At 70.6% G+C, this 23,951-nt stretch carries 17 protein-coding genes; 5 read left to right on the forward strand and 12 right to left on the reverse strand.

All coding sequences use genetic code 11. The features are described 5' to 3' along the window. Positions 1–127: 127 nt before the first annotated feature. The 7 genes from AC07AB_RS15680 to AC07AB_RS15710 all read right to left on the reverse strand — a co-directional run bounded on the left by AC07AB_RS15680 (position 128) and on the right by AC07AB_RS15710 (position 10,714). Positions 128–1,279: an ABC transporter ATP-binding protein gene (locus AC07AB_RS15680; protein WP_478566075.1), complete on the reverse strand. Its 1,152-nt coding sequence runs from the start codon at positions 1,277–1,279 to the stop codon at positions 128–130. After that, on the reverse strand, positions 1,272–2,324 hold the full coding sequence (locus AC07AB_RS15685) for an ABC transporter ATP-binding protein (RefSeq protein ID WP_478566078.1): 1,053 nt from the start codon (positions 2,322–2,324) through the stop codon (positions 1,272–1,274). The genes AC07AB_RS15680 and AC07AB_RS15685 overlap by 8 nt, the downstream gene beginning before the upstream one ends. A gap of 11 nt (positions 2,325–2,335) precedes the next feature. Beyond that, positions 2,336–3,316: an ABC transporter permease gene (locus AC07AB_RS15690; protein WP_478566081.1), complete on the reverse strand. Its 981-nt coding sequence runs from the start codon at positions 3,314–3,316 to the stop codon at positions 2,336–2,338. Then, positions 3,309–4,235: an ABC transporter permease gene (locus tag AC07AB_RS15695; RefSeq protein WP_478566084.1), complete on the reverse strand. Its 927-nt coding sequence runs from the start codon at positions 4,233–4,235 to the stop codon at positions 3,309–3,311. Before AC07AB_RS15695 ends, AC07AB_RS15690 begins: the two co-directional genes overlap by 8 nt. A 129-nt stretch (positions 4,236–4,364) precedes the next feature. Further along, a complete protein-coding gene (locus AC07AB_RS15700; protein WP_478566086.1) occupies positions 4,365–5,996 on the reverse strand; it encodes a peptide ABC transporter substrate-binding protein in 1,632 nt (543 codons plus the stop codon). A 453-nt stretch (positions 5,997–6,449) separates the two neighbouring features. After that, positions 6,450–8,315 (reverse strand): translational GTPase TypA, encoded by a 1,866-nt coding sequence (typA, locus tag AC07AB_RS15705; protein ID WP_478566089.1) that lies wholly within the window; start codon positions 8,313–8,315, stop codon positions 6,450–6,452. A 212-nt stretch (positions 8,316–8,527) separates the two neighbouring features. Then, positions 8,528–10,714: an ABC transporter family substrate-binding protein gene (locus tag AC07AB_RS15710; RefSeq protein ID WP_478566092.1), complete on the reverse strand. Its 2,187-nt coding sequence runs from the start codon at positions 10,712–10,714 to the stop codon at positions 8,528–8,530. Between the two features lie 551 nt (positions 10,715–11,265). Between AC07AB_RS15710 and AC07AB_RS15715 the strand changes: the two genes are divergently transcribed. From AC07AB_RS15715 to AC07AB_RS15735, 5 genes are all read left to right on the forward strand, one after another. Beyond that, positions 11,266–11,550: a hypothetical protein gene (locus AC07AB_RS15715; protein WP_478566095.1), complete on the forward strand. Its 285-nt coding sequence runs from the start codon at positions 11,266–11,268 to the stop codon at positions 11,548–11,550. 58 nt (positions 11,551–11,608) lie between these two features. Continuing rightward, positions 11,609–12,445 (forward strand): hypothetical protein, encoded by an 837-nt coding sequence (locus AC07AB_RS15720; protein WP_478566098.1) that lies wholly within the window; start codon positions 11,609–11,611, stop codon positions 12,443–12,445. A gap of 13 nt (positions 12,446–12,458) precedes the next feature. Next, positions 12,459–14,417 (forward strand): fumarate reductase/succinate dehydrogenase flavoprotein subunit, encoded by a 1,959-nt coding sequence (locus tag AC07AB_RS15725; protein WP_478566100.1) that lies wholly within the window; start codon positions 12,459–12,461, stop codon positions 14,415–14,417. Then, complete coding sequence (locus AC07AB_RS15730) at positions 14,414–15,181, forward strand: succinate dehydrogenase/fumarate reductase iron-sulfur subunit (protein ID WP_478566103.1); 768 nt, start codon at positions 14,414–14,416, stop codon at positions 15,179–15,181. Before AC07AB_RS15725 ends, AC07AB_RS15730 begins: the two co-directional genes overlap by 4 nt. A gap of 226 nt (positions 15,182–15,407) precedes the next feature. Then, a complete protein-coding gene (locus tag AC07AB_RS15735) occupies positions 15,408–17,468 on the forward strand; it encodes a TPM domain-containing protein (RefSeq protein ID WP_478566106.1) in 2,061 nt (686 codons plus the stop codon). A gap of 30 nt (positions 17,469–17,498) precedes the next feature. Here AC07AB_RS15735 and AC07AB_RS15740 read toward each other — a convergent pair whose 3' ends face one another. From AC07AB_RS15740 to AC07AB_RS15760, 5 genes are all read right to left on the reverse strand, one after another. Continuing rightward, the gene (locus AC07AB_RS15740; RefSeq protein WP_478566317.1) at positions 17,499–20,360 is read right to left on the reverse strand and encodes a SpoIIE family protein phosphatase; all 2,862 of its coding nucleotides are present in this window, start codon (positions 20,358–20,360) and stop codon (positions 17,499–17,501) included. A 133-nt stretch (positions 20,361–20,493) separates the two neighbouring features. Continuing rightward, complete coding sequence (locus AC07AB_RS15745) at positions 20,494–20,925, reverse strand: ATP-binding protein (RefSeq protein ID WP_478566109.1); 432 nt, start codon at positions 20,923–20,925, stop codon at positions 20,494–20,496. A 222-nt stretch (positions 20,926–21,147) separates the two neighbouring features. Next, positions 21,148–21,543, reverse strand: a complete 396-nt coding sequence (locus AC07AB_RS15750) for a (deoxy)nucleoside triphosphate pyrophosphohydrolase (RefSeq protein ID WP_478566112.1) — start codon at positions 21,541–21,543, stop codon at positions 21,148–21,150. A 44-nt stretch (positions 21,544–21,587) separates the two neighbouring features. Continuing rightward, the gene (locus tag AC07AB_RS15755) at positions 21,588–21,764 is read right to left on the reverse strand and encodes an SPOR domain-containing protein (RefSeq protein WP_478566115.1); all 177 of its coding nucleotides are present in this window, start codon (positions 21,762–21,764) and stop codon (positions 21,588–21,590) included. 117 nt (positions 21,765–21,881) lie between these two features. Then, positions 21,882–23,561 (reverse strand): APC family permease, encoded by a 1,680-nt coding sequence (locus tag AC07AB_RS15760; RefSeq protein ID WP_478566117.1) that lies wholly within the window; start codon positions 23,559–23,561, stop codon positions 21,882–21,884. Positions 23,562–23,951 lie beyond the last annotated feature (390 nt).

A 23,951-nucleotide genomic window follows, 5' to 3' on the forward strand; every position in this document is an offset into this window, starting at 1 on the left:
GAAGGCGGAGTCACGGGAGCGGCCCGGCAGCCCCGATAAGGCGGTGCGCAAACGCGTGTGGGGCTCCCCGGACCGTAAATCCCGGAAACCCCACACACGTTGAGCGGCCATTGACAGCCGTGGAGCGCTACGCCGCGCCCACCACGTCCTTCTCCTCCGCGAAGTGGCACGCGGATTCGTGCGACGCCAGCGAGTCCGTCGTCGCGAACCTCGTCGGGATCGCGAGCAGCGGCTCCTCCTCCGCGCACCGGTCCTCCGCCTTCCAGCAGCGCGTGCGGAAGCGGCAGCCGGACGGCGGGTTGGCCGGGGACGGGACGTCGCCGGTCAGGATGATGCGTTCGCGTCCCTCACGGGCGTCCGGGTCCGGCACCGGGACGGCGGAGAGCAGCGCCTGCGTGTAGGGGTGCGTCGGGTGCTCGTAGATCTCCAGGTCGCTGCCGATCTCGGCCATCTTGCCGAGGTACATCACGCCCACCCGGTCGGAGATGTGCCGGACGATGGACAGGTCGTGCGCGATGAAGAGGTAGGAGAGGTTGAACTCGTCCTGGAGCTTCTCCATCAGGTTGATGACCTGTGCCTGCACGGACACGTCCAGCGCCGAGACGGGCTCGTCGCAGATGATGATCTCCGGGTTGAGCGCCAGGCCGCGGGCGATGCCGATGCGCTGCCGCTGGCCGCCGGAGAACTGGTGCGGGTACCGGTTGATGTACTCGGGGTTGAGCCCGACAACGTCCAGCAGGTCCTGCACCTTCTGGCGGCGGCTGCCCTTCGGAGCGACCTCCGGATGAATCTCGTACGGCTCCCCGATGATGTCGCCGACCGTCATCCGCGGGTTGAGCGAGGTGTACGGGTCCTGGAAGACCATCTGGATGTTGCGCCGCACCGCGTGCAGTGCGCGTCCGGACAGCTTGGTGATGTCCTGGCCCTTGTAGAAGACCTCGCCGGCGGTGGCCTTCTCCAGGGTCATCAGCAGCTTGGCGACCGTGGACTTGCCGCAGCCGGACTCGCCGACGATGCCCAGCGTCTCGCCCTGGTAGAGGTCGAAGGAGATCCCGTCGACCGCCTTGACCGCGCCGACCTGCCGCCGGAAGAGGATGCCCTGGGTCAGCGGGAAGTGCTTGACCAGGTTCCGCACCTGGAGGATCGGCTCGCCGCGCTCGACGCGCTTGTCGAGGACGGCCTCCACCTCGGTGGTGGTGCTCGCGTCGCTCGCGACCACCTCGGAGACGCTCGGTGTCGAGTCGGCCACGGCCCCGTCGTTCTTCTTCATCTCAGCCATGGATCGTCTCCTTCCAGAAGTGGCACGCGCTGCCGCGGCCGGCCAGTTCGGCGCCGTCCCGCTCCGTCACCTGGTGCAGCACGGGCACATCGGTGCGGCAGACGTCCTGCGCCATGGTGCAGCGCGGGTTGAAGGCACAGCCGGGCGGGATGTGCTGCAGGTTGGGCGGCAGCCCCTTGATCGCGAAGAGCTCCTGGCCCTTCTGGTCCAGGCGCGGGATCGAGTCGAGCAGACCGCGGGTGTACGGGTGCGCGGGCCGCTTGTACAGCTCGTGCACCGGCGCGGTCTCCACGATCCGGCCCGCGTACATCACCGCGATCTTGTCAGCGACATCCGCCACCACACCCAGGTCGTGGGTGATCAGGATCAGCCCCATGTTGTACTCGCGCTGAAGCTCCGCGAGCAGGTCCATGATCTGCGCCTGCACGGTCACGTCGAGGGCCGTGGTCGGCTCGTCCGCGATGATCAGGTCCGGTTCGAGCGCCAGCGCCATCGCGATCATGATGCGCTGGCGCATACCGCCGGAGAACTGGTGCGGATAGTCACCCACGCGCGCCTTGGCGGCGGGAATGCGCACCCGGTCCATCAGCTCGATGGACTTGGCCTTGGCGTCCTTGCGGGACATGCCCTGGTGGACGCGGAACATCTCGCCGAGCTGGTAGCCGATGCTGAGCACCGGGTTCAGTGCGGAGAGCGCGTCCTGGAAGATCATCGCCATTTTGCGGCCACGGATCTTGCGCCGCTCCTCGTCGGACATGCGGAGCATGTCCTGGCCGCGGAAGAAGATCTCGCCCTGCGGGATCTTGCCGGGCGGCATGTCGAGGATGCCCATGACCGCCTGAGCGGTCACCGACTTGCCGGAGCCGGACTCGCCCAGGACGGCGAGGGTCTCACCGGCGGAGACGGAGTAGTTGACGCCGTTGATCGCCTTGACGACGCCGTCCCGCGTGTGGAACTCCACATGCAGGTCGCGGACTTCGAGCAGCGGGGTGCCGTCGTCGGCGGTGGGCTCGGGGACGTTCGCGGGTGTTTCGATAGTGGTCACGTACGCCTCCCTCAGCGCAGCTTGGGGTCGAGGGCGTCGCGGACCGCGTCGCCGAGCATGATGAACGCCAGCACGGTCACGGTCAGGAAGCCCGCCGGGAAGAGGAGTACGTGCAGGGAGTTGCGGATCTGCGAGGAGGCGACGGAGATGTCGGCGCCCCATGAGATGCCGTTCTGGATGCCGATGCCCATGTACGACAGGGTCGCCTCGGCCGAGATGTACATGCCGAGCGCGATGGTGGCGACGACGATGACGGGCGCGATGGCGTTCGGCAGCACGTGCCTGAAGATGATGCGGCCGCTGCCGGCGCCGAGCGCCCGCGCCGCCTGCACGTAGTCCGCCTGCTTGACCGTGATGACCGAACCGCGCATCACGCGCGCGACCTGCGTCCAGCCCAGCGCGCCGAGCGCCAGCGCCACGGTCCACGCCGTACGGCCGGCGAACGCCTGAAGCAGGACGAGCGAGCCGAGCAGGATCGGGATGCCGAAGAAAATGTCGGTCAGCCGCGAGAGCAGGGCGTCGACCCAGCCGCCGAAGTAGCCGGCGATGATGCCGATCAGCCCGCCGAAGATCGTCACGAAGAGCGTGGCGAACACGCCGACGGTCATCGAGGCGCGGGCGCCGTAGATCACGCGGGCGTAGATGCTGCGGCCCTGACTGTCGTAGCCGAACCAGTCGGCCTCGAAGAAGTGGCCGAACTTCGGCTTCTGCATGAAGTGGGCGAGGTCGCCCGGCTTCGGGTTCGTGCTGGTGAACAGGGACGGCGCGATGGCGATGACGATCAGCAGCACGATGATGACGCCGGAGACGATGAAGACGGGCCGCCGCCGCAGGTCCTGCCAGGCGTTGGCCCACAGGCTCTTGGCCTGGTCCTTCTTGGGCTCCGAAGGCTCTGGCGCGCTGCCGCTCTGGCGCGCCACCTCCTCCTGTGCGGCGTAGTCGCCCGCAGAGGAGGCGTGGCTCGGGCTCGTGATGCCACTGGTGTCAGACATAGCGAATCCTCGGGTCCAGAACGGCGTAGAGCAGGTCGACCAGCAGGCTGGCGACGAGGTAGACGACGACCAGGAACGTGACGAGGCCGACCACGAGAGGGCCGTCGGCTTGGAGGACTGCCCTGTAGAGCGTATTGCCGATTCCCTGGACGTTGAAGATGCCTTCCGTCACGATGGCGCCGCCCATGAGCGCGCCCAAGTCGGTGCCGAGGAAGGTGACCACGGGGATGAGCGAGTTGCGCATGAGGTGGATGCCGACCACGCGACGCTTGGGCATGCCCTTGGCGATGGCGGTGCGGATGTAGTCCGCGCGGATGTTCTCCGCGATGCTCGTCCGGGTCAGTCTCGATACGTACGCGAGGGAGACCGACGCGAGCACGATGCCGGGCAGCAGCAGCTGACTCAGGTCGTTCGAGTCGTTGACCGTCGGATCGACCAGATGCAGTTCGTTGCCGAGCACCGACTGGGCGACATAGCCGAGCACGAAGACCGGAATGGCGATCACCACGAGGGTGACGACAAGGACCAGCTGGTCGATGAGCTTGCCGCGCTTGAGGCCGGCGAGCATGCCGAGACCGATGCCGACCACGATCTCGATGACAAACGCCACGAGCGCGAGCCGGATGGTCACGGGGATGGCGTCCGTCAGGATGTCCGTCACGTCACGCTGGCTGAAGCTCATCCCGAGGTCGCCCTGGACCAGGTTGGTCAGGTACGTCCAGTACTGCTCCAGCAGTGACTTGTCCAAGCCGAATTGGTGCTTGAGCTGGGCGACGGTGGCGGGGTCCGCGGCCTTGTCGCCGAACAGCGCCTTCACGGGGTCGCCGGGCAGCGCGTACACCATCAAGAAGATGATCAATGTGGTGCCGATGAACACCGGGATCATCTGGAGCAGGCGTCGAAGGATATAACGCCCCATCGTTCCTCCAATGCGATCGGCGCGGCTGCCGTCGGCCCCCTGTCGGGCAGGGAGTCGACGGCAGCCGCGCGATCTGTCTGACCGCTAACGGCGGCGTTCGCGCATCGCCGCGCGGTTGGCCGGTCGGACTTACTTCTTGAGAACCTCGACCTGCGTCCAGACCGGCTGGCCGATCCAGTCGTAGGTCACGTTCTTGACATGCGTCGAGTAGCCGGCGTTGGACTTGTAGTACCAGAGCGGGATCTGCGGCATGTCCTTCTCAAGGATCTTCTCCGCCTCGCCGTACAGCTTCGCCGACTCCTCGGGCGTCTTGGCCTTGTCGGCCTTGTCCGCCGCGGCGTCGAACTCCTTGCTGCTGTAGCCGGAGTCGTTGGAGGCCGCTCCGGTGCGGAAGACGTCCGAGAGGAAGCTGGCGATGTGCGGGTAGTCCGCCTGCCAGCCGGTGCGGTACATGTCGCCGGCCTTGAGCTTCTTCTCCGTGATCAGGTCACGGGCGGTCTTGAAGTCCGGCTTCGGGTGGCCCTCGCAGGCGATGCCCGTGGACTGGGTGATGGAGTTGCACACCGCGTCGACCCAGCCCTGGTGCCCGCCGTCGCTGTTGTACAGCACGGTGAGCTTGTTGCCGGGGACGCCGCCGCCGTCCTTGATGTACTGCTTGGCCTTGGCGGCGTCGAACTTGAAGACGTCGCTGTCGTTCTTCTCGTAGCCGACGGTGCCGGGCGCGACGAAGCCGGTCGCGGGCTCGCGGGAGCCCTGGAGGACCTTCTCGCCGATGCTCTTGCGGTCGATGGCCATCGACAGACCCTGGCGGACCTTGGCCTTGTCGACGCCGTCCCAGTCCTTGTCGTACATCGCGAAGCCGATGTTGACGGTGCCGGCCATCGGCTGGTCGATCGCGCGGTCGCCGAGGTCCTGCTTGTACTTGCTGAGGTCGGTCGGGTCGACCTGGTCCAGCGTGTCGAGGTTGTTGGACAGGATGTCCTGGTAGGCGGCCTCGGGCTTCGGGTAGACCTTGAAGATGACGCCGCCGTTCTTGGCCTTGTCATCGCCCTTGTACTTCTCGTAGCGCTTCGTCGTGATCTTGACGTTGTGGTCCCAGCTGACGAACTGGTACGGACCGTTGCCGACCGGCTTCTGGCCGAAGCCCTTCGGGTCCTTGAAGAACGCCTTGGGGAGCGGCGAGAGCGCCACGTAGCCCAGCTTGTACTGGAAGTACGAGACCGGCTGTGTCAGCTCGATGGTGAAGGTCTTGTCGTCCTTCACCTGCAGACCTGACATCTTGTCGGTCTTCGCGTCGCCGCTGGCCGGGTGGACGTCCTCGTAGCCCTTGATGTTCTCGAACCAGGAGCTGTTGATCTGAGCGTTCTTGGTGTTGGCGCCCCAGTTCCAGGCGTCGACGAACGAGCTGGAGGTGACCGGCTCACCGTTGTGGAAGGTCCAGCCGGGCTTCAGCGTGACGGTGAAGTGCTGGGAGTCCTTGGTCTCGATCTTGTCGGCGACCGCCATCTTCAGCTTGCCGGTCTTCGGGTCGAACTCGGTGAGACCCCGGAAGAGGTTGTCCAATACGCGGCCGCCGCCGACCTCGTTGGCGTTGGCGGGCTGCAACGGGCGCTGCGGCTCGACTCCCTGGTAGCTGAAGACGCCGTTCGGGTCCACCGCGCCACCGGCGCTGCTGTCCTTGCTGCTGCCGCCGCAAGCCGTCGCGGTTAGCGCCACGGCTATCGCACCTGCGACCCAGGCTGCGCTCTTTGCACCGCGCATGGGTTTGCCTCCTCAGGAGTCCACTGTCGATATGAAACGGGCTCCCAAAGCATTGGCTGACACCCCTGACAGCCGCGCGAAGAGAGCCCCGAGTGTGCTCGTGAGTCGGCGCTCCCCACAGCGCGTGACCCATTGACCCGAGCTCAATGGAGCCAACTATTAAGTACGGGCGGCCTGTAAACCACACTTAAAGGGTCTCGCTTTGGTCACATCAGTTACGCGCGAAGACCCGATATCCGGACAAACACATCACAGACAGACAGCCGCGAAACGGACTGTTAGCACTCCATTCGGACAGTGATCGCCGTTATCCGAACACAACCCGCCCTTAATTCCCTTGCGCGACGAACGCATGATCGGGTGTCACGCCGACGGCCCGGCACCCCGCGCGATGCGGGATGCCGGGCCGTCGGTACGTACGGGCCGAAGCCGGCTACGGCCGGCCGCGAAGCGTCAGCGCTTGGCGCGGGAGGCGGCGCGGCCGCGCTCCTTCTGGTCCAGGACGACCTTGCGGATGCGGACCGTCTCCGGGGTCACCTCGATGCACTCGTCCTCGCGGCAGAACTCCAGGGACTGCTCCAGCGAGAGCTTGCGCGGCGGCACCACGTTCTCGGTGGTGTCCGCGGACGCGGCGCGCATGTTGGTGAGCTTCTTCTCCTTGGTGATGTTCACGTCCATGTCGTCGGAGCGCGAGTTCTCACCGATGATCATGCCCTCGTAGACCTCGGTGGTCGGCTCGACGAAGATCACGCCGCGCTCCTGGAGGTTGATCATCGCGAACGGCGTCACGACGCCCGCCCGGTCCGCCACCAGCGAGCCGTTGTTACGGGTCCGCAGGTCGCCGAACCACGGCTCGTGGCCCTCGAAGATGGAGTGCGCGATGCCGGTGCCGCGGGTGTCCGTGAGGAACTCCGTGCGGAAGCCGATCAGGCCGCGGGCGGGGACGACGAACTCCATGCGGACCCAGCCGGAGCCGTGGTTCGTCATGGTCTCCATGCGGCCCTTGCGGGTGGCCATCAGCTGCGTGATCGCGCCGAGGTACTCCTCGGGGCAGTCGATGGTCATGCGCTCGGTCGGCTCGTGGAGCTTGCCGTTGATCTCCTTGGTGACCACCTGCGGCTTGCCGACGGTCAACTCGAAGCCCTCCCGGCGCATGGTCTCGACCAGGATGGCCAGCGCCAGCTCACCGCGGCCCTGCACCTCCCAGGTGTCGGGGCGCTCGGTGTCCAGGACGTTCAGCGACACATTGCCGATGAGCTCCTTGTCGAGGCGGTCCTTGACCATGCGGGCGGTGACCTTGTGGCCCTTGCCACCCTTGCCGACCAGCGGCGAGGTGTTGGTGCCGATGGTCATGGAGATCGCCGGCTCGTCGACCGTGATGAGCGGCAGCGCGACGGGGTTCTCGGGGTCGGCCAGCGTCTCGCCGATCATGATGTCCGGGATGCCCGCGACGGCGCAGATGTCGCCCGGCCCGGCCACCTCGGCCGGCTTGCGGGTGAGCGCCTCGGTCATCAGCAGCTCGGTGATCTTGACGCTCTGGATCGAGCCGTCACGCTTCATCCACGCGACCTGCTGGCCCTTGCGCAGCTCGCCCTGCTCGACGCGGCAGAGCGCGATACGGCCGAGGAAGTTGTCGGCGTCCAGGTTGGTGACGTGGGCCTGGAGCGGCGCGCCCGCGTCGTACTCCGGGGCCGGGACGGTGCCCAGGATGGTGGAGAAGAACGGCTCCAGGGAGTCGCTGTCCGCCGGGACCGTGCCGTTGTCCGGCTTGGTCAGCGAGGCGATGCCGTCACGCGCGCAGGCGTAGACGATCGGGAACTCGATCTGGTCCTCGTCCGCGTCCAGGTCGAGGAAGAGGTCGTACGTCTCGTTGACGACCTCGTCGATCCGGGAGTCGGGGCGGTCCGTCTTGTTGATGCACAGGATGACCGGCAGCTTGGCGTCCAGCGCCTTGCGCAGCACGAAGCGGGTCTGCGGCAGCGGGCCCTCGGAGGCGTCCACCAGGAGCACGACCGCGTCCACCATGGACAGGCCGCGCTCGACCTCGCCGCCGAAGTCGGCGTGGCCGGGGGTGTCGATGATGTTGATGGTGATCACATCACCGCCGCCCTTGGGGTGGTACTTCACGGCGGTGTTCTTCGCGAGAATGGTGATGCCCTTCTCGCGCTCAAGGTCGTTCGAGTCCATCATGCGTTCGTCGAGGTGCTGATGGGCCGCGAAGGCGCCGGCCTGCTTCAGCATGGCATCGACGAGGGTCGTCTTGCCGTGGTCGACGTGGGCGACGATGGCTACGTTACGAATGTCGTGGCGCGTGGGCATACTTGCGGCGCTTCTCCCGGAATCGTGGGTGGCGGCGCGTACGGTCCGGTACGCGTGCCTGCCGGGCAGATCACGCCACGGCCTCACCCCATGGTACGTGGCCGTCGTGACTCCGGCCGCCCCAGCCCGTACGCACCTGCCCTGGCCTGCGGGTATACCAGTCATCACGGCCTCTCACACCCGTCGTGCACCCGTCGTGCACCCGTCGTGGCTCACTTCCGGAAGCCGATGTCCTGGTACCGGGGGGTGGCGAAGCCGAAGGCCCCGGCGTTGGCGATCTCGGACTTCGCGGCGATCAGCTCGGGGCGCTGGTAGAGCGGGATCGAGCCGGCCGCCGCCCAGATACGGGCGTCCGCGCGCTCGACGAGATCCCGGGACGCGCCGGCGTCCAGCTCCGCGGCGGCCTGGTCGAAGAGCTGGTCGATCTGGTCGGTGCCGACCCTGGTGTAGTTCTGCTCGACGAGCAGCGAGCCGTCGGGGGCGGGCTGCGGCTTGGCGAAGATGGGGCGGGCGTCGGTCGCCGGGTAGGCGGTGGCGGGCCAGGAGTACAGGGCCAGGTCGTAGCCGCCCGAGGCGATGTGGTCCTTGAAGTAGCTGTCGTCGGAGACCTTGGTGATCTCCGTGCGCACCCCGATCGCGTCCAGGCTGCGGGCGATGCGGTCGCCGACGGCGCGCAGCGGTTCGGCGGCGGCGCCGCGCGGCAGGACGAAGCGGAGGGTGAGCTTCTGCCCGTTCTTCATACGGACCGGGGCGGCGATGGCCTTGCTCCGCCCGGCGCCCGCGTCCTCGGCGGCCTTGGGGTCCTTGGGGTCCTTGGGGTCCTTGGGGCCATGGGCGCCGCCGGGGCTGTCGGGCCCCTTGGGGCCTGCCGGGCCGTCTGAACTGTGAAGTCCTTCAGGGCCGGACCGGCCGTGGACCTGGTCCTTGCCGCCGTCGCTGTCTCCGCCGGCCTTGGTGTCGGTGCCGGCGCCCGCGTCCGTCTTGGCGTCGCCGCCGGCCTTCCTCGGCCCGATCGGGCCGCCGTGCGACTGCCAGCCCGCGTCGGCGAGCAGGGCCTGCGCCGCCTGCGCGTCCTCGCCGCCGATCGCGCCGCTGTGGTCCTCGTACCCCTGCTGGCCCGCCATCAGCAGATGGCTGCCGAGCGGCTTCGAGGGCAGCCCCAGCGGGCCGAGCGCCGCGGCGGCGAGCCCCTTGCGGTCGATCGCGCGGGCGACGGCCCGCCGGACCCGCTCGTCGGCGAGCGGCCCGGACGCGCCGTTGAGCGCCAGCTGGGTGTAGGCGGGCTCCAGGGACTTGCGGATGGTGTAGGCGCGGAGCGCCGTCGTGCGGGCGGTCGCCGCGCGCTGGGCCCTGGCGTCGGCGGCGGCCTTCTCGCGCGCCTCCGGCGTGCCGTGCGCCTCGGCCCAGGCCCGCATCGCGGCCGCCGCGGCGTGCCCGCCCAGCCCCTCGGCGGGCGGCCCGGCGGCGCCCCCGCGGTTGCGCCCGGCCGGCTTGTGGGCGGCGGTGATGCTCGCGGCGGTGGCCGGGTCGACGGCCGCGAGGTCGATCGTGTCCGCGGTCAGCCCGGCGGCGCGCCGCTCGCGCAGCACGGCCCGCAGGACGATCTTGTCGAGCTTGGCGCGGTCGCCCCACCACTTCGGGTTGCGGGCGAGGGTCAGGGTGCCCGCGCCGGTGTCGCGGCCCGCGATCTCGAAGGGGCCGGCCGCGGCCTTGAGCCCCTTGCGGGCGCCGTCGTTGAAGGCGTCCGGGGCGCCCATCACGCTCTGCGGGTAGAGCGGCGTGAAGAGCCCCGCCCAGTCGGCGTACGGCCGGGCGAAGGTGACCTTGACCTCGTGCGGCTTGGCGCCCTCCTCGACCTTCTCGATCCGGTCGTAGCCGGCGTTGCGGGCCGTCCAGTACCCGTGGTCCTTGCCCCGCAGCGCCTTCCACTGGGCCGCGAAGTCGGCGGCGCCGAGGGCGCGGCCGTCGCTCCAGACCGCTTTCGGGTTGAGCTTGTAGACGACGATCTGCTTGGGCTCGCGCTCGACGGTCTCGGCGCTCCGCAAGTAGTCGGGGTTGCGCCGGGGCCGGCCGCTCTGGTCGAGGGTGAACAGGGCGGGCAGCACGGCCCCGGCGACGCGCTCGGTGCCGGCGTCGGCGTCGGCCTGGAAGGCGTTGAAGGTGCCGGGCAGCTCGTCCACGGCCCAGCGCAGGGTGCCCCGGTCGGCGACGTCGACACGGGCCGTCCGCGCCACGTCCATCGGGGCCGGGTGCGCGGCGGTGGCGCCCCCGCCCGAGCCGCAGCCGGCCAGTGGGAGCAGCGCGCCGGCCGTCAGCAGCGCGGCGCGGCGCTGCCCGCGGGCTCGGCGGCCGGATCCGGTGCGGGGTGCGGTGCCTCTCGGGACGCCGTGGTGGGGCATGGCTGGTACCTCCGGGGCTCACCCGCCCGGCCTCCTGCGACGCGGCCGGGTTGGTTCGTTCACTGGCTGGCTGCTGCGGTGCCGGGTCCCCGGCCCCGGCTGGGGCCCGGGGCCCCGGACGTATGCGGCACATTCGGCTTAATGTGCCGCTGATCACATGTACTGCCAGCCACTGAAGGCGACGGTCCGGTCGAAGGCGCGCCGACACGTCGGGGCGGGGCGGCAAGCCACCCGGCTGGACGAACAGGACGGGCGCGCACAGGGGTGCGAAGAAGAGGTGCGCGGGGGCGTGGAGGGGCGCGGCCGAGGGGCGCGTGGTGGGGCGCAGGGGGCGCTAATGGTTTGCGATGACGCGCCGTGACGGTGCCCCGGTGGCCGTAAAGGCGGTGCCACCAGGGCGCGGACCGGCCGTGCGGGTCCGCGCGCCGCGCCCCGAATGCGCCGGTGCGAAGGCGCGATCGGGACGCTCTCTTCCCCTTGAGGGGTGTGACGCGCAACACTCGCAGTCGCATGAGCGTCGCCACCCGCCAGCGCGGAGGTGTGAGCAAGTCATGTCCCTGAACGATGAGTTGACAGCTGTACAACGCTGCCTCGACGACCTCGTACGGTCCGTGGTCCGGCTGGAGCAGCGGGTCGGCAGCGGCGCCCTGGAGATCAGGCGCGTACGCACCGACGCCGACCACCTGCGCGAGAGCGTCGCCCTGCTGCGCGAGAGCGCACCGCCGGAGCGGCCGAAGCCCGTGATGGTGCCCATCCCCGACGCGCCGTACGACAGCTCACTGTGGGCGGGCGCCGAGGACGAGGGCCTCGGGTCATGCGACCGCAGGGCTCCGTAGCGGGCGGCGGCCCCGAGTCCGTACGCCGACTTCCACCCCACTCCTTCCGGAGTTCCCCTTGACCACTGGTACCGACCCCGAAGTCACGCCCGGCGATATACCCGCGCGCGGCGTCCACCACGCGTCGCGCGCCGCGATCCCGGCCCGCCATCTGCGCACGGACCGCTGGTGGCTGGCGCCCGCCGTCACCGCGGCCGGGCTGCTCGTCTTCGTCGTCTACTCGACCTGGCGGGCCTTCGCCGGTGACGACTACTACGCGGCGCCTTACGTGTCCCCGTTCTACTCGCCCTGCGTCGCGGAGAACTGCGTGCCCATGAAGGGCGGCGCGGACTGGGAGATCTTCGGCGCGTGGTGGGGCCTGTCCCCCGCCCTGCTGATCCTGATCTTCCCGCTGGGCTTCCGGCTGACCTGCTACTACTACCGCAAGGCGTACTACCGCAGCTTCTGGGCGTCACCGCCCGCCTGCGCGGTGGCCGAGCCGCACAAGAAGTACGGCGGCGAGTCCCGGTTCCCGCTGATCCTCCAGAACGTCCACCGCTACTTCTACTACTTCGCGGTGATCGTCGCGCTGATCCTGACCTATGACACCGCCCTCGGCTTCCGTGACGAGCGGGGCGCGTGGGGCCACATGGGGCTGGGCACGCTGGTGCTGCTCGCCAACATCACGCTGATCTGGGCGTACACGCTCTCCTGCCACTCCTGCCGGCACATCGTCGGCGGCCGGCTCAAGCACTTCTCCAAGCATCCGGTGCGCTACCGGCTGTGGGGCTGGGCAGGCAAGCTGAATGACCGTCACATGTTGTTGGCCTGGGCGTCGCTGGTGAGCGTGATGGCGGCCGACCTCTATGTGTACCTGGTGGCGAGCGGCGTATTCGACGATCCGAGGTTCTTCTGATGGGGCGCATCTGATGACGCACGAGGAGCGGCAGAGCTGGGACGTGGTCGTGGTCGGCGCGGGCGGCGCCGGGCTGCGGGCCGCGATCGAGGCGCGTGAGCAGGGCATGCGGACCGCGGTGATCTGCAAGTCCCTGTTCGGCAAGGCCCATACGGTGATGGCCGAGGGCGGCATCGCCGCCAGCATGGGCAACGTCAACGAGGGCGACAACTGGCAGGTGCACTTCCGCGACACGATGCGCGGCGGGAAGTTCCTCAACCAGTGGCGGATGGCGGAGCTGCACGCGCGCGAGGCGCCCGACCGGGTGTGGGAGCTGGAGACCTGGGGCGCGCTCTTCGACCGTACGGCCGACGGGCGAATATCCCAGCGCAACTTCGGCGGACACGAGTACCCGCGCCTCGCGCACGTAGGGGACCGTACGGGGCTGGAGCTGATCCGCACCCTCCAGCAGAAGATCGTCGGCCTTCAGCAGGAGGACTTCCGCGAATTCGGCGACTACGAGGCGCGGCTGAAGGTCTTCCAGGAGTGCACGGTCACCCGGGTGCTCAAGGAGGACGACCGGGTCGCCGGCGTCTTCGGGTACGAACGCGAGTCGGGCCGCTTCTTCGTCATCGAGACGCCGGCGGTCGTGCTGGCCACCGGCGGCATCGGCAAGTCCTTCAAGGTGACGTCCAACTCCTGGGAGTACACGGGCGACGGGCACGCGCTGGCGCTGCTCGCGGGGGCCCCGCTCATCAACATGGAGTTCGTGCAGTTCCACCCGACCGGCATGGTCTGGCCGCCGTCCGTGAAGGGCATCCTCGTCACCGAGTCCGTGCGCGGGGACGGCGGGGTGCTGCGCAACAGCGAGGGCGACCGGTTCATGTTCGGGTACGTCCCGGACGTGTTCAAGGAGAAGTACGCGCAGTCGGAGGAAGAGGGCGACCGCTGGTACGAGGACCCCGACCACAACCGCCGCCCGCCCGAGCTGCTCCCCCGCGACGAGGTGGCCCGCGCCATCAACTCCGAGGTCAAGGCGGGCCGTGGCACCCCGCACGGCGGTGTCTTCCTGGACGTCTCCACCCGTATGCCCGCCGAGGTCATCAAGCGCCGGCTGCCGTCCATGCACCACCAGTTCAAGGAGCTGGCGGACGTCGACATCACCGCCGAGGCGATGGAGGTCGGCCCCACCTGCCACTACGTGATGGGCGGCGTGGACGTCGACCCCGACACGGCCGCCGCGGCCGGCGTGCCCGGTCTCTTCGCGGCGGGCGAGGTCGCGGGCGGCATGCACGGCTCCAACCGGCTCGGCGGCAACTCCCTCTCCGACCTGCTGGTCTTCGGCCGCCGCGCCGGGCTGTACGCGGCCCAGTACGCGGCCTCGCTGACCGGCGGCGACCGGCCCGTACCGGCCGGCCCGGACATCGACGCGGCGGCGGCCGAGGCGCTGCGCCCGTTCAGCGCCGAGGGCGGCTCCGGCCCGCACGCGCAGGGCCCGGCCGAGAACCCGTACACCCTGCACCAGGAGCTCCAGCAGGCCATGAACGACCTGGTGGGCATCATCCGCAAGGCTCCGGAGATGCGGGAGGCGCTGCACCGGCTCGCCAATCTGCGGGGGCGGGCGCGGCGTACGGGCGTCGAGGGGCACCGGCAGTTCAACCCGGGCTGGCACCTGTCCATCGATCTGCGGAACATGCTGCTGGTCAGCGAGTGCGTGGCGCGCGCGGCCCTGGAGCGCACGGAGAGCCGGGGCGGGCACACCCGCGACGACTACCCGGAGATGGACCGGCGGTGGCGCCGGGCCAATCTGGTGTGCCGGTTCACCGCCGGGCACGCGGGCGCCGACGGCGCCGAGCCGGCGCCGGCGGACCCGGCGCTCGGCCAGATCGCTCTGGAGCGGCGCGAGTCGCCGCCCATCCGGCCCGATCTGCTCGCCCTCTTCGAGCGGGACGAACTGGCGAAGTACCTGACGGACGAGGAGCTGACACCGTGAGCTATCAGGCCCACTTCAAGGTGTGGCGGGGTGATGCGGACGGCGGGGGCCTGAAGGACTTCGAGATCGCCGTCAACGAGGGCGAGGTGGTCCTCGACATCATCCACCGCCTCCAGGCCACCCAGGCCCCCGACCTGGCCGTCCGGTGGAACTGCAAGGCGGGCAAGTGCGGTTCGTGCAGCGCCGAGATCAACGGCCGGCCGCGGCTGCTGTGCATGACGCGGATGTCGGTCTTCGGCCAGGACGAGACGGTGACCGTGACGCCGCTGCGCGCTTTCCCGGTCGTACGGGACCTGGTGACGGACGTGTCCTTCAACTACGCGAAGGCGCGCGAGATCCCGGCGTTCGTGCCGCCCGCGGATCTGAAGGCGGGCGAGTACCGGATGCGCCAGGAGGACGTGGGCCGCTCGCAGGAGTTCCGTAAGTGCATCGAGTGCTTCCTGTGCCAGGACACGTGCCATGTGGTGCGTGACCACGAGGAGAACAAGGCCGCCTTCGCGGGCCCCCGCTTCCTGATGCGCGTCGCCGAGCTGGACATGCACCCGCTGGACGCGGCGGACGAGATGGGCGTCGACCGGAAGCGGAGCGCGCAGGAGGAGCACGGCCTGGGGTACTGCAACATCACGAAGTGCTGCACGGAGGTCTGCCCGGAGCACATAAAGATCACCGACAACGCGCTGATACCGCTGAAGGAGCGGGCGGCGGACCGCAAGTACGACCCGTTGGTGTGGCTGGGGAACAAGATCCGCCGTCGGGGGGAGTGAGCCGGGACTCGCTCAGGGGGCTCCATGGGCCCCTTCTGGCGCTATCGGGGGCTCTTTGGAGCCAATGGGGGCACGGCCCCCGGCGGGCCGTGGAGTCGGGAGCCTCATGAAGCGGTACGAGCCTCCGCGCGGCCCGCCCGGGCGCGGCGGGCGGCCCCGTCCCGGCCCCCGCCCCTGGCTCCCCGACCGGTCGCGGAGCAGGCGGAACGGTCATACGCTCCCAAATGTGACGCGGCTTCTGAGGCGGTACGGATCGGGGGCACCCGGCTGGGCCGCGGTGTGCGCCCTCCTGGCGCTGTGCGTCCTGCTCCTCCCGGCGCCCGCGCGCGCCGACGGACCGCTGGATCTGGCGCGTACGGGCCGGATCACCGACACCGTCGGGGCGCTCGGCGACCGGCGCGAGGAGGTGGCCACGGCGCTCGAACGGCTGCGCCGCGAGGCGCGGGTGCAGCTCTTCGTCACCTACGTGCGGGACTTCTCCGGTCGCGCGGGCCACGACTGGGCCGACGCCACCGCCGACCGCAACGGCCTCGGCCCCCGCGACCTGGTCCTGGCCATCGCCACCCACGACCGCCGCTACGCCGTCTCGGCCGCCGACGACTCCGGCTTCCGCCACGGCCAGCTCGCCCGGGTCGCCACGGCCGCCATCGAACCCGCGCTCAGGGCGCACGCCTGGGCCGACGCGGCGCTCGGCGCCGCCGCCGGGTACCAGGCGGTGCTCAGGGGGGAGCCCGTACGCACCCCGGCCCTCACCCCCGGCCCGGACGATCCGGGCGGGGACGCGCTCGTGCCGGGCGGGCGCGGCGTCTGGCTGCCCGCCGTCGTCGTGATGGGCTCGTGCGCGCTCGGCGGCTATCTGCTGGCGCGGCGCGGCCGCCGGGTCCGGGACCGCCGCGCCACCGCCCCGGCCCCCACCCTGGCCGGGTTCGCCCGCTTGGCGCAGCCGCTCACCCCGCTGACCGCGCTGGACGCCGAGGCGGCACAGATACTCGTGGAGACGGATGACGCCATCCGGACGAGCGAGGAGGAACTGGACTTCGCCATCGATCAATTCGGCCGGCGGGCGGCGCTGCCGTTCGCGGAGGCCGTGGCCTACGCCCGGGGGGAGGTCGCGCGCGCGTTCCGGCTCCGGCAGCGGCTCGACGACGCGCCGAACCAGGACGCCGACGCCCGGCGGTACGCGCTCGACGAGATCCTCTCCCGCTGCACCAACGCCAACCGGCGGCTGGACGCGGAGTCCGACGCCTTCGACCGGCTCCGCGCGCTCAAGGAGAACGCGCCCCAGCTGCTCGCCCGGGCCGAGGAGGCCGCCGAGGCGCTGGCGCCGCGCATCGACAACGCAGAGGACGCCCTGGCCGAACTGGCCCGCGGCTGCACGGCGCCCGCGCTGGCGCCCGTGGCGCAGCACCCGGCCGAGGCCCGCGACCGCCTCGCCTTCGCGGCGGCGGGTCTGGCGCAGGCCCGCCGGTCCCTCGCCGAGGGCGACCCCGCCAGGGCCGTCCCCGCCATCCGCGCCGCCGAGGGCGCCCTCGCCCAGGCCCGTACGCTCACCGCCGCCGTACTGCGCCACGCGCACGGCGTGATCCGCGCCGGGAAGCGGCTGCGCGCGCTCCTCCCCGAGACCGAGGCCGCCCTGGCGCGGTCGCGCGCCCTGCTGGCCGACCGGAGCGGCCTGCGGGCCGGGGCCATCGGCGCCGAGCGGGTGAGCGAGCTGTGCGCCCGTATCGCCCGTACGGAGCACGCGCTCGCCCAGGCCGCGCGGGACATGGCGGGAGGCCGGTACGACCCGCTCGCCGCGCTCCAGCGGGTCGAGGACGCGGGGGCCGGGCTGGACGAGCTGCTCGACGAGGAGGGGGCGCGCGGGCGGCACGCGTGGGCGCTGGGCGCGCGCGCCCTGCTCGCGGCGCGCGGCGATGTGGCCGCCGCGCGGGACTTCGTGTGCACGCACCGGGGTGCGATCGGCAGCCGGGCCCGTACCCGGCTGGCGGAGGCCGAGCGCCATCTGACGCGGGCGGAGGAGGCCGCCGACGCCACGGACGACGCGGCCGACGCCCGGCTGCTGCCGGAGGCGCGGCTGGCGGACGCGCTGGCCCGGCAGGCGCGGGAGCTGGCCGAACGGGACGTCAGGAGCTACGCCGACCAGAGCGCGCACGCCGGCCCGTACGCGCCGCAGTCCCCGCACCCCGCCGGGGCGATCGGCGGGGCGCTGCTGGGCGGCATCATTCTCGGCGGCCTCCTCCCCGCCACGTTCGGCGGCGGGGGCACGCGGGGGCGGCTGGCGGAATGATGCGGTCCGACTCCTGTCATAGTCCCTGTCCTAGTAGAGGCTGAGCAGCGCCTCCACCGCGTCCACGCCGGCGGAGTCGCCGTCCGGGAGGGCGAGTTCGAACCAGACCGTCTTGCCGTGCGGGGTGCGGCGGCTGCCCCAGGCGGCGCTGAGGAGGCCGACGAGCTGGAGGCCGCGGCCGCCCTCGTCGGTGTCGCGGGCGCGGCGGCGCCGGGGCTGCACGAGTCCGCCGTCCCAGACCTCGCAGACCAGGGTGCGGTCGAGCAGCAGCCGGAGCCGTATCTCGCCCTCCCCGTACCGCAGGGCGTTCGTCACCAACTCGCTGACCAGCAGCTCCGCCGTGTCCACGAGGTTCTCCAGCCCCCAGGCCGTCAGCTGCTCGCGCGCCCGCTCACGGGCGCGGGCGACCGAGCGCGGCTCCGGCGGCAGGTGCCAGTCGCCCACCGACTCGGCCGGCAGCCCCTGCACCCGCGCCATGAGCAGCGCGATGTCGTCCTCGCCGTGGTGGGTGTCGAGCGCGCCGAGTACGTGGTCACAGACGTCCTCCAGCACGGGCGAGGGGTCCGTGAGCGCCTCGCGGAAGGCGCGCAGGCCGTCGTCGAGCGACTGGTCGCGGGATTCGACCAGGCCGTCGGTGTAGAGCGCCAGCAGCGCGCCGTCCGGCAGGTCGACCTCGGTCTCCTCGAACGGCTCGCCGCCGACGCCGAGCGGCATGCCGGGCGGTACGTCCAGCAGCAGGGCGGGCTCGCCCGGTTCGACGAGCACGGGCGGCAGATGCCCGGCGTTGGCGAACGTCGCCCGCCGCGTCACCGGGTCGTACACGGCGTAGACGCAGGTCGCGAGGTACACCTCGGAGAGGTCGGCGTCCCTGCCGCTGCCGCGCGCCGAACGCGACGAGGACTGCTTGCCGCCGGGTGTGCCGAGGCCGTGCGCGACCTCGTCGAGCGCGGAAAGCACTTCGGCGGGCTCCAGGTCGAGCAGCGCCAGGGTCCGTACGGCCGTCCGGAGTTCGCCCATGGCGACGGCGGCGCGCAGGCCGCGCCCCATGACGTCGCCGACGACGATGGCCGTCCGGTGGCCGGGCAGCTCTATGACGTCGAACCAGTCGCCGCCGACCTCGGTGGCGGTGTTGCCCGGCAGATAGCGGCAGGCGATGTCGATCCCGGCGGCCTCGGGGTCGCCGGGCGGCAGCAGGCTGCGCTGGAGGATCAGCGCGCGCTCGTGCTCGCGGCGGTAGAGGCGCGCGTTGTCCATACAGACGGCGGCGCGCGCCGCGAGTTCCACCGCGAGCGCCGTGTCCCGCTCGCCGAACGGCTCGCTGCCCTTGGTACGGGCGAACTGCGCGAGCCCGACGACCGTGTCGCGCGCCACCATCGGGACGACCAGCGTCGACTGGATCACCGCGCCCAGTTCGGGACTCTCGTCGGCCTCCCGGCCGGGCACCACCTTGGGGTGCGCGGTGCGCAGCGCCACCGCGCACGGTGAGTGGAAGGGGAAACGATGCACCTCCCCCACCTGGATGGGCTTCGTCTCGCCGTCGTCGGGCCCGATCGGCGCGCCGGAGACGGCGCTGGAGAAGGCGACGCGGCGCAGCTCCGCGCTGCCGTCGGCGAGCCCCGGCGGCGCCTCGTCGCCGACGAGCAGCCCTTGGTAGAGATCGACGGTGGCCAGGTCGCAGAACTGCGGCACGGCGACGTCGAGGAGTTCGCGGGCGGTGGTCTCCAGATCGAGCGAGTTGCCTATCCGGGCGCCGGCCTCGTTGAGGAGCGCGAGGTTGCGCCGTACGCCCGCGGCCTCGCGCTCGGCGCGGCGGCGTCCGGTGACGTCGCTGGCGAGCGCCGCCACCCCGATGGGCCGCCCGCTGCCGCTGTGCAGCCGGTACAGCGATACGGACCAGCGGCGCCGCTCCGCACGGCGGGGCACCGCCCCGACGAGCTGGAGGTCGGCCACCGGCTTCCCGGTGTCGAGGACTTGGCGCAGTGCGGCGGTCAGCCGGTCGGCCTCGGCGCGGGGCAGGAAGTCGTGCGGGGTGCGGCCGCGGTGCCACTCGGCGGATTGGCCGAAAGCCTGCGCGAAGGACTCGTTGACCCGCACCAGGGTGAGATCGGTGCCGAAGAAGAAGAACCCGAGGGGAGATTGTCCGAAAACGGCCTGCGAGGCGGCAAGGTCGGTCTCGATGCCGCGCAGGGCCCGTACGTCGACGACGATGCACAGCGCGGTGCGTTCACCGCGCTGGTTCTCGGTGGGCATCAGGAAGATCTCGGCGAGGCCGGTCTGTCCGTCGGCGGCGCGGTACGGGACGATCGCGATCCGCTCGTGCCCGTCGAGCCCGCGCTCCCCGAGGAACTCCGGGAGGCGGGCGGGTGGCTGGTCGCGGGGGTCCCGGCCGGGCCGCTCGTCGGTGGGCGGGGCGCCGGCGGGCCGGTCACCGGTGGGCCCGTCGCCGACGCGCGGGTCGCCGGTGGGCCGGTCGCCGGTACGGCGGTCGTCGTTACGCCGGTCATCGGCGCTCGGGTCCGAGGCGACCGGCCGGCCGCCGTTGCCCGCCGCAGTCCCGCTCGTCGCAGCTCCGCCGGCCCCGGCACCACCGGCCCCGGCACCGTCCGACCCGGCTCCACCTGGCCCGGCACCGTCCGACCCAGTTCCGCCCCCCTCCGCGGCAGGCCAGGGCTCCCGCAGGAGGAACACCTCCCCCGGGTCCTTGCCCACGGCGTCCCGCGCGGCCACACCGAACAGCTCGGCCGCCCGCTCGCTCCACTGCTCGATCCGGCCGTCCGCTCCTAGCGAGAACGAGGCGACCCGGATGTAGTCGTAGAGCGAGCCCGGAAGGCTGCTCTGCCACAACACCGCGGCGTCTGTTCCCTGCGGCGTACCCGTGGTTCCCGCTGGCATTTCGCTCACGTGCCCGTCCCCTCCGGCCTCTCGTGCTCGCACCGGCATCAGAAGGCCGAGTATCCAGCACCGCGGCCATACGGAACACGGCCTTCACGATCACAGCACGATCTCAACCCGCGCCGTAGGACTCCTAACCAGGCAAGGTCAGCTCGAACCACACGGTTTTTCCGGTCTTTCCTCGCCGGGTTCCCCAGCGACGCGATGCGCATGCCACCAATTGGAGTCCGCGTCCGCCTTCGTCCTCCGGCCGGGCGACGCGTTCACGCGGCGGATCGGGCAGCGGGTCGGAGACCTCGACGAGGAGGACGGCGTCGTCCGGGCGGGGGCGACGGGAGTAGATGCGGACGCCGATGGGCCCGCTGGCGTACCGCAGGGAGTTGGTGACCAGCTCGCTGACCAGCAGGACCGTGACATCGCTGACCGCCTCCAGCCCCCACTCGGCGAGGGTGTCGCGCACCAGCGTGCGCGCGGTGCGTACGGCACCGGCCTCGGCGGGGAAGCTCCACTCCGCGAACCCGGGCGTCCACGCCAGGGGCACTGCGCTCTCGCTCACGCCGACCACGTCCCAGACCTCTCGCAGGCCCCGCCGGTTTGCCCGACTTCGGGGAAGTTAATCAGCACATACCCGATATAGGGCGATTGCTACCTTCTGCGCCGGAAGTCGCCCGAACTAGGTGGCACGATTGGCGTATCCGCACACCTCGGGGCCCGCGCCGGACCGACGCCGGAACAACTGACGGTGCGTCGCCCGTGTCGCCACCGTCACCCCGAGAGACGGACGCCGTCACCCCGAGAGACGACGGACCGCCTCCGCGACGGCGGGGCGGTCCTGATCGAGCCAGTGGACGTCATGGGCCTCGGCGGGGCCGAGCCAGCGGAGTTCGTCATGGTCCTGGAGCGGACGCGGTTCGCCCGCGAGGAGCTTGGCCGTCCAGACGTGGAGCACGTACGGCGGGCGCAGCGGCCATTCACCGGGGATGCGCTCCAGCGGCTCGACGGTCACGCCCAGTTCCTCGCGCAGTTCGCGTACGAGCGCCTGCTCGGGCGTCTCACCGGGCTCGACCTTCCCGCCGGGCAGCTCCCAGCGCCCCGCCAGCTCCGGCGGGGCGCTGCGCCGGGCAGCCAGCAGCCGCCCTCCGTCGAGCACCGCTCCGCCTACCACCACACGCGCCGTCGTCATGGGCGGAGCCTACAAAAACCGAGGCCGGGAAAGGCCGCAGGCCCCTAGGAGGCCGCGCGGACCCGCTCGACGATGTAGAGCCGCTCCTGCCCGTACACCCCGAGCCGGTCGACGACCTGCTCGGCCTCCGACTTGGTGGCGTAGCGGCCGACGCGGTAGCTGTTGCCGTTGCCGTCCTGACGGACGACCAGCCAAGGCAGGGCCGGATCGCCATCACTCATAGCCCCGCCCTTCCGTCGCGGCGCACACCGGCGTACGCCCCTCGACCCCTCATGTCGAAACCGCAATCCGCATATGCCCGAGCCTACGCCCGACCTTTACTCAGCGGATACGGCAATTCACGAAGAGGCGTTCATCCGGCCATGGGAGGCGGCCTCTTCGAGACCCTCCCGCTCGGCCTCGGCTGCCTCCGCCTCGGCCATCGCGGCCATCTCCTGTTCCACCGCCACGAGGGAGGGGTTGCGCCATGCGCTGCGCACGCCCCACACGTAGAAGACGAGGCCGATCAGGACGACGGTGACGATGTCCCAGCCCTCGGCCAGATACCCCTGACCGCCGAAGTCGGTGCCGCCGGCCCACGAGACGAAGGCCATGACGACGAGATAGGCCACCACCCAGGCGCCGGCCTTGAGGTGCGGCTTCAGTTCGGCCCACGGCTTGCGCAGCTCGTACCAGGCCCAGACGGGCAGGCCGACGGCCATGATCAGGATGACCTTGCCGGTGAGCGGCCAGCGCCCCCAATACAGCACCAGCGAGCCGAAGACCATCGCGATGGGCGCGACGACGGGCATGATGCGCAGCTTGACGGGGCGCTTGAGGTCCGGCGCGAGACGGCGCAGCGACATCACGGCGACAGGGCCGGTGATGTAGGAGATGACGGTCGCGACCGACACGATCTCGGCCAGGGAGCCCCAGCCGCGGAAAACGGCCAGAAAGAGGAAGGCGACGACGAGGTTGAGCACGAGCGCCGGGCGCGGGACGCCGGTCTTGGGGTCGACCTTGCCGAAGATGCCCGGCAGGTGTCCGTTCTCCTGCACGCCGTGGATCATGCGCGAGGTGGTGGCCGCGTAGATCATGCCCGTACCGGACGGGGAGATGAAGGCGTCCGCGTACAGCAGCATCGCCAGCCAGTTCAGGCCCCAGGCCAGGGACAGGTCGGCGAGCGGGGAGTTGTACGAGAGGTGTGCCCAGCTGCCCGCGTCGCTCAGGTCGGCGGCGGGAACAGCCATCAGGAAGGCGATCTGGAGCGCCACGTAGATCACGAGCGCGATGACGATCGAGCCGATGACGGCCTTGGGCAGCGATTTGCCGGGGTTGCGGGCCTCGCCCGCCATATTCAGCGGGGACTGGAAGCCGTTGTACGCCCAGACGATGCCGGAGACGGCGACGGCGGTGAAGACCGCGCTCCAGCCGTTCGGCGTGAAGCCGCCGTGGTCCTTGACGTTGCTGGTGTCGAAGTGCGCCATCATCAGCGCGCCCGCGGTCAGGATCGGGACGACGACCTTGAAGACGGTGATCGCGTTGTTCGTCTTGGCGAACAGCGTGATCGCGAACCAGTTGAGGAAGAAGTAGAAGACCAGCAGGACACTGGCGAGCGCGACGCCGCTGCCGGTCAGCTCCTTGCCGTTGTAAAGACCCGCGGCCCAGGAGAAGTCCCAGGAGCTCATGTACTGGACGGAGGCGGTCGCCTCCCCGGGTATGACGGAGACGATCGCGATCCAGTTGGCCCAGGCGGCGAGGTACCCGGCCAGCGAGCCGTGCGAGTACTGCCCGTACCGGACCATGCCGCCGGCCTTCGGGAACATCGAGCCGAGCTCGGTATAGGTCAACGCGATGGTCAGCGCGACCGCGGCGCCGATGACCCAGGCCAGGATCGCGGCGGGACCGGCGATGGCGGCGGCCCGCTCGGCGCCGAAGAGCCAGCCCGAGCCGATGATCGACCCGAGACCGACGGCCGTCAGGGCCACCGGTCCGAGCGTGCGGCGGTAATTCGAGTGGGAACCCTGCTCGGTACTCAAGCCCCGGATCTCCTTTTCTTGGTTCTCCCCCACGGCAGGACGCAAACCGCGCCATCCTACGAGCGATGACGCCGGGAAAAATCCGCGACAGGGCCCTGACCTGGGCGTATGTGAGGTTTGCAACACCAAGAACGCTGTCGCCGTATCGGGTCAAACCAGGTGTTAGTGGTGCGCTTCCGTGGCTTGGTGCAGACCTGTTACTAGCAGGGGGCGGCGACCGCCACGGGGCATCTGACCTGCGGTGAGTGCGCCTGGAGAGCAGAACGCACGGCAGACGGCGCGCGGCGCTCAACCCTGAATACGTGGCCGATAACAGACTGTGAAAACCCGCAAGCCTACGAACCCGCGATCCCGCGATCCTGCGATTCCGCGAATCTGCGAACCTGCGAA

The organism is Streptomyces sp. NPDC044033, assembly GCF_056434425.1.

Excerpts from the sequence above, each read along its gene's own strand:
- AC07AB_RS15680 (WP_478566075.1), bottom strand. The coding sequence starts at position 1,279 with ATGGCTGAGATGAAGAAGAACGACGGGGCCGTGGCCGACTCGACACCG.
- AC07AB_RS15690 (WP_478566081.1), bottom strand. The coding sequence starts at position 3,316 with ATGTCTGACACCAGTGGCATCACGAGCCCGAGCCACGCCTCCTCTGCG.
- AC07AB_RS15695 (WP_478566084.1), bottom strand. The coding sequence starts at position 4,235 with ATGGGGCGTTATATCCTTCGACGCCTGCTCCAGATGATCCCGGTGTTC.
- AC07AB_RS15700 (WP_478566086.1), bottom strand. The coding sequence starts at position 5,996 with ATGCGCGGTGCAAAGAGCGCAGCCTGGGTCGCAGGTGCGATAGCCGTG.
- typA (WP_478566089.1), bottom strand. The coding sequence starts at position 8,315 with ATGCCCACGCGCCACGACATTCGTAACGTAGCCATCGTCGCCCACGTC.
- AC07AB_RS15710 (WP_478566092.1), bottom strand. The coding sequence starts at position 10,714 with ATGCCCCACCACGGCGTCCCGAGAGGCACCGCACCCCGCACCGGATCC.
- AC07AB_RS15715 (WP_478566095.1), top strand. The coding sequence starts at position 11,266 with ATGTCCCTGAACGATGAGTTGACAGCTGTACAACGCTGCCTCGACGAC.
- AC07AB_RS15725 (WP_478566100.1), top strand. The coding sequence starts at position 12,459 with ATGACGCACGAGGAGCGGCAGAGCTGGGACGTGGTCGTGGTCGGCGCG.
- AC07AB_RS15740 (WP_478566317.1), bottom strand. The coding sequence starts at position 20,360 with ATGCCAGCGGGAACCACGGGTACGCCGCAGGGAACAGACGCCGCGGTG.
- AC07AB_RS15750 (WP_478566112.1), bottom strand. The coding sequence starts at position 21,543 with ATGACGACGGCGCGTGTGGTGGTAGGCGGAGCGGTGCTCGACGGAGGG.
- AC07AB_RS15755 (WP_478566115.1), bottom strand. The coding sequence starts at position 21,764 with ATGAGTGATGGCGATCCGGCCCTGCCTTGGCTGGTCGTCCGTCAGGAC.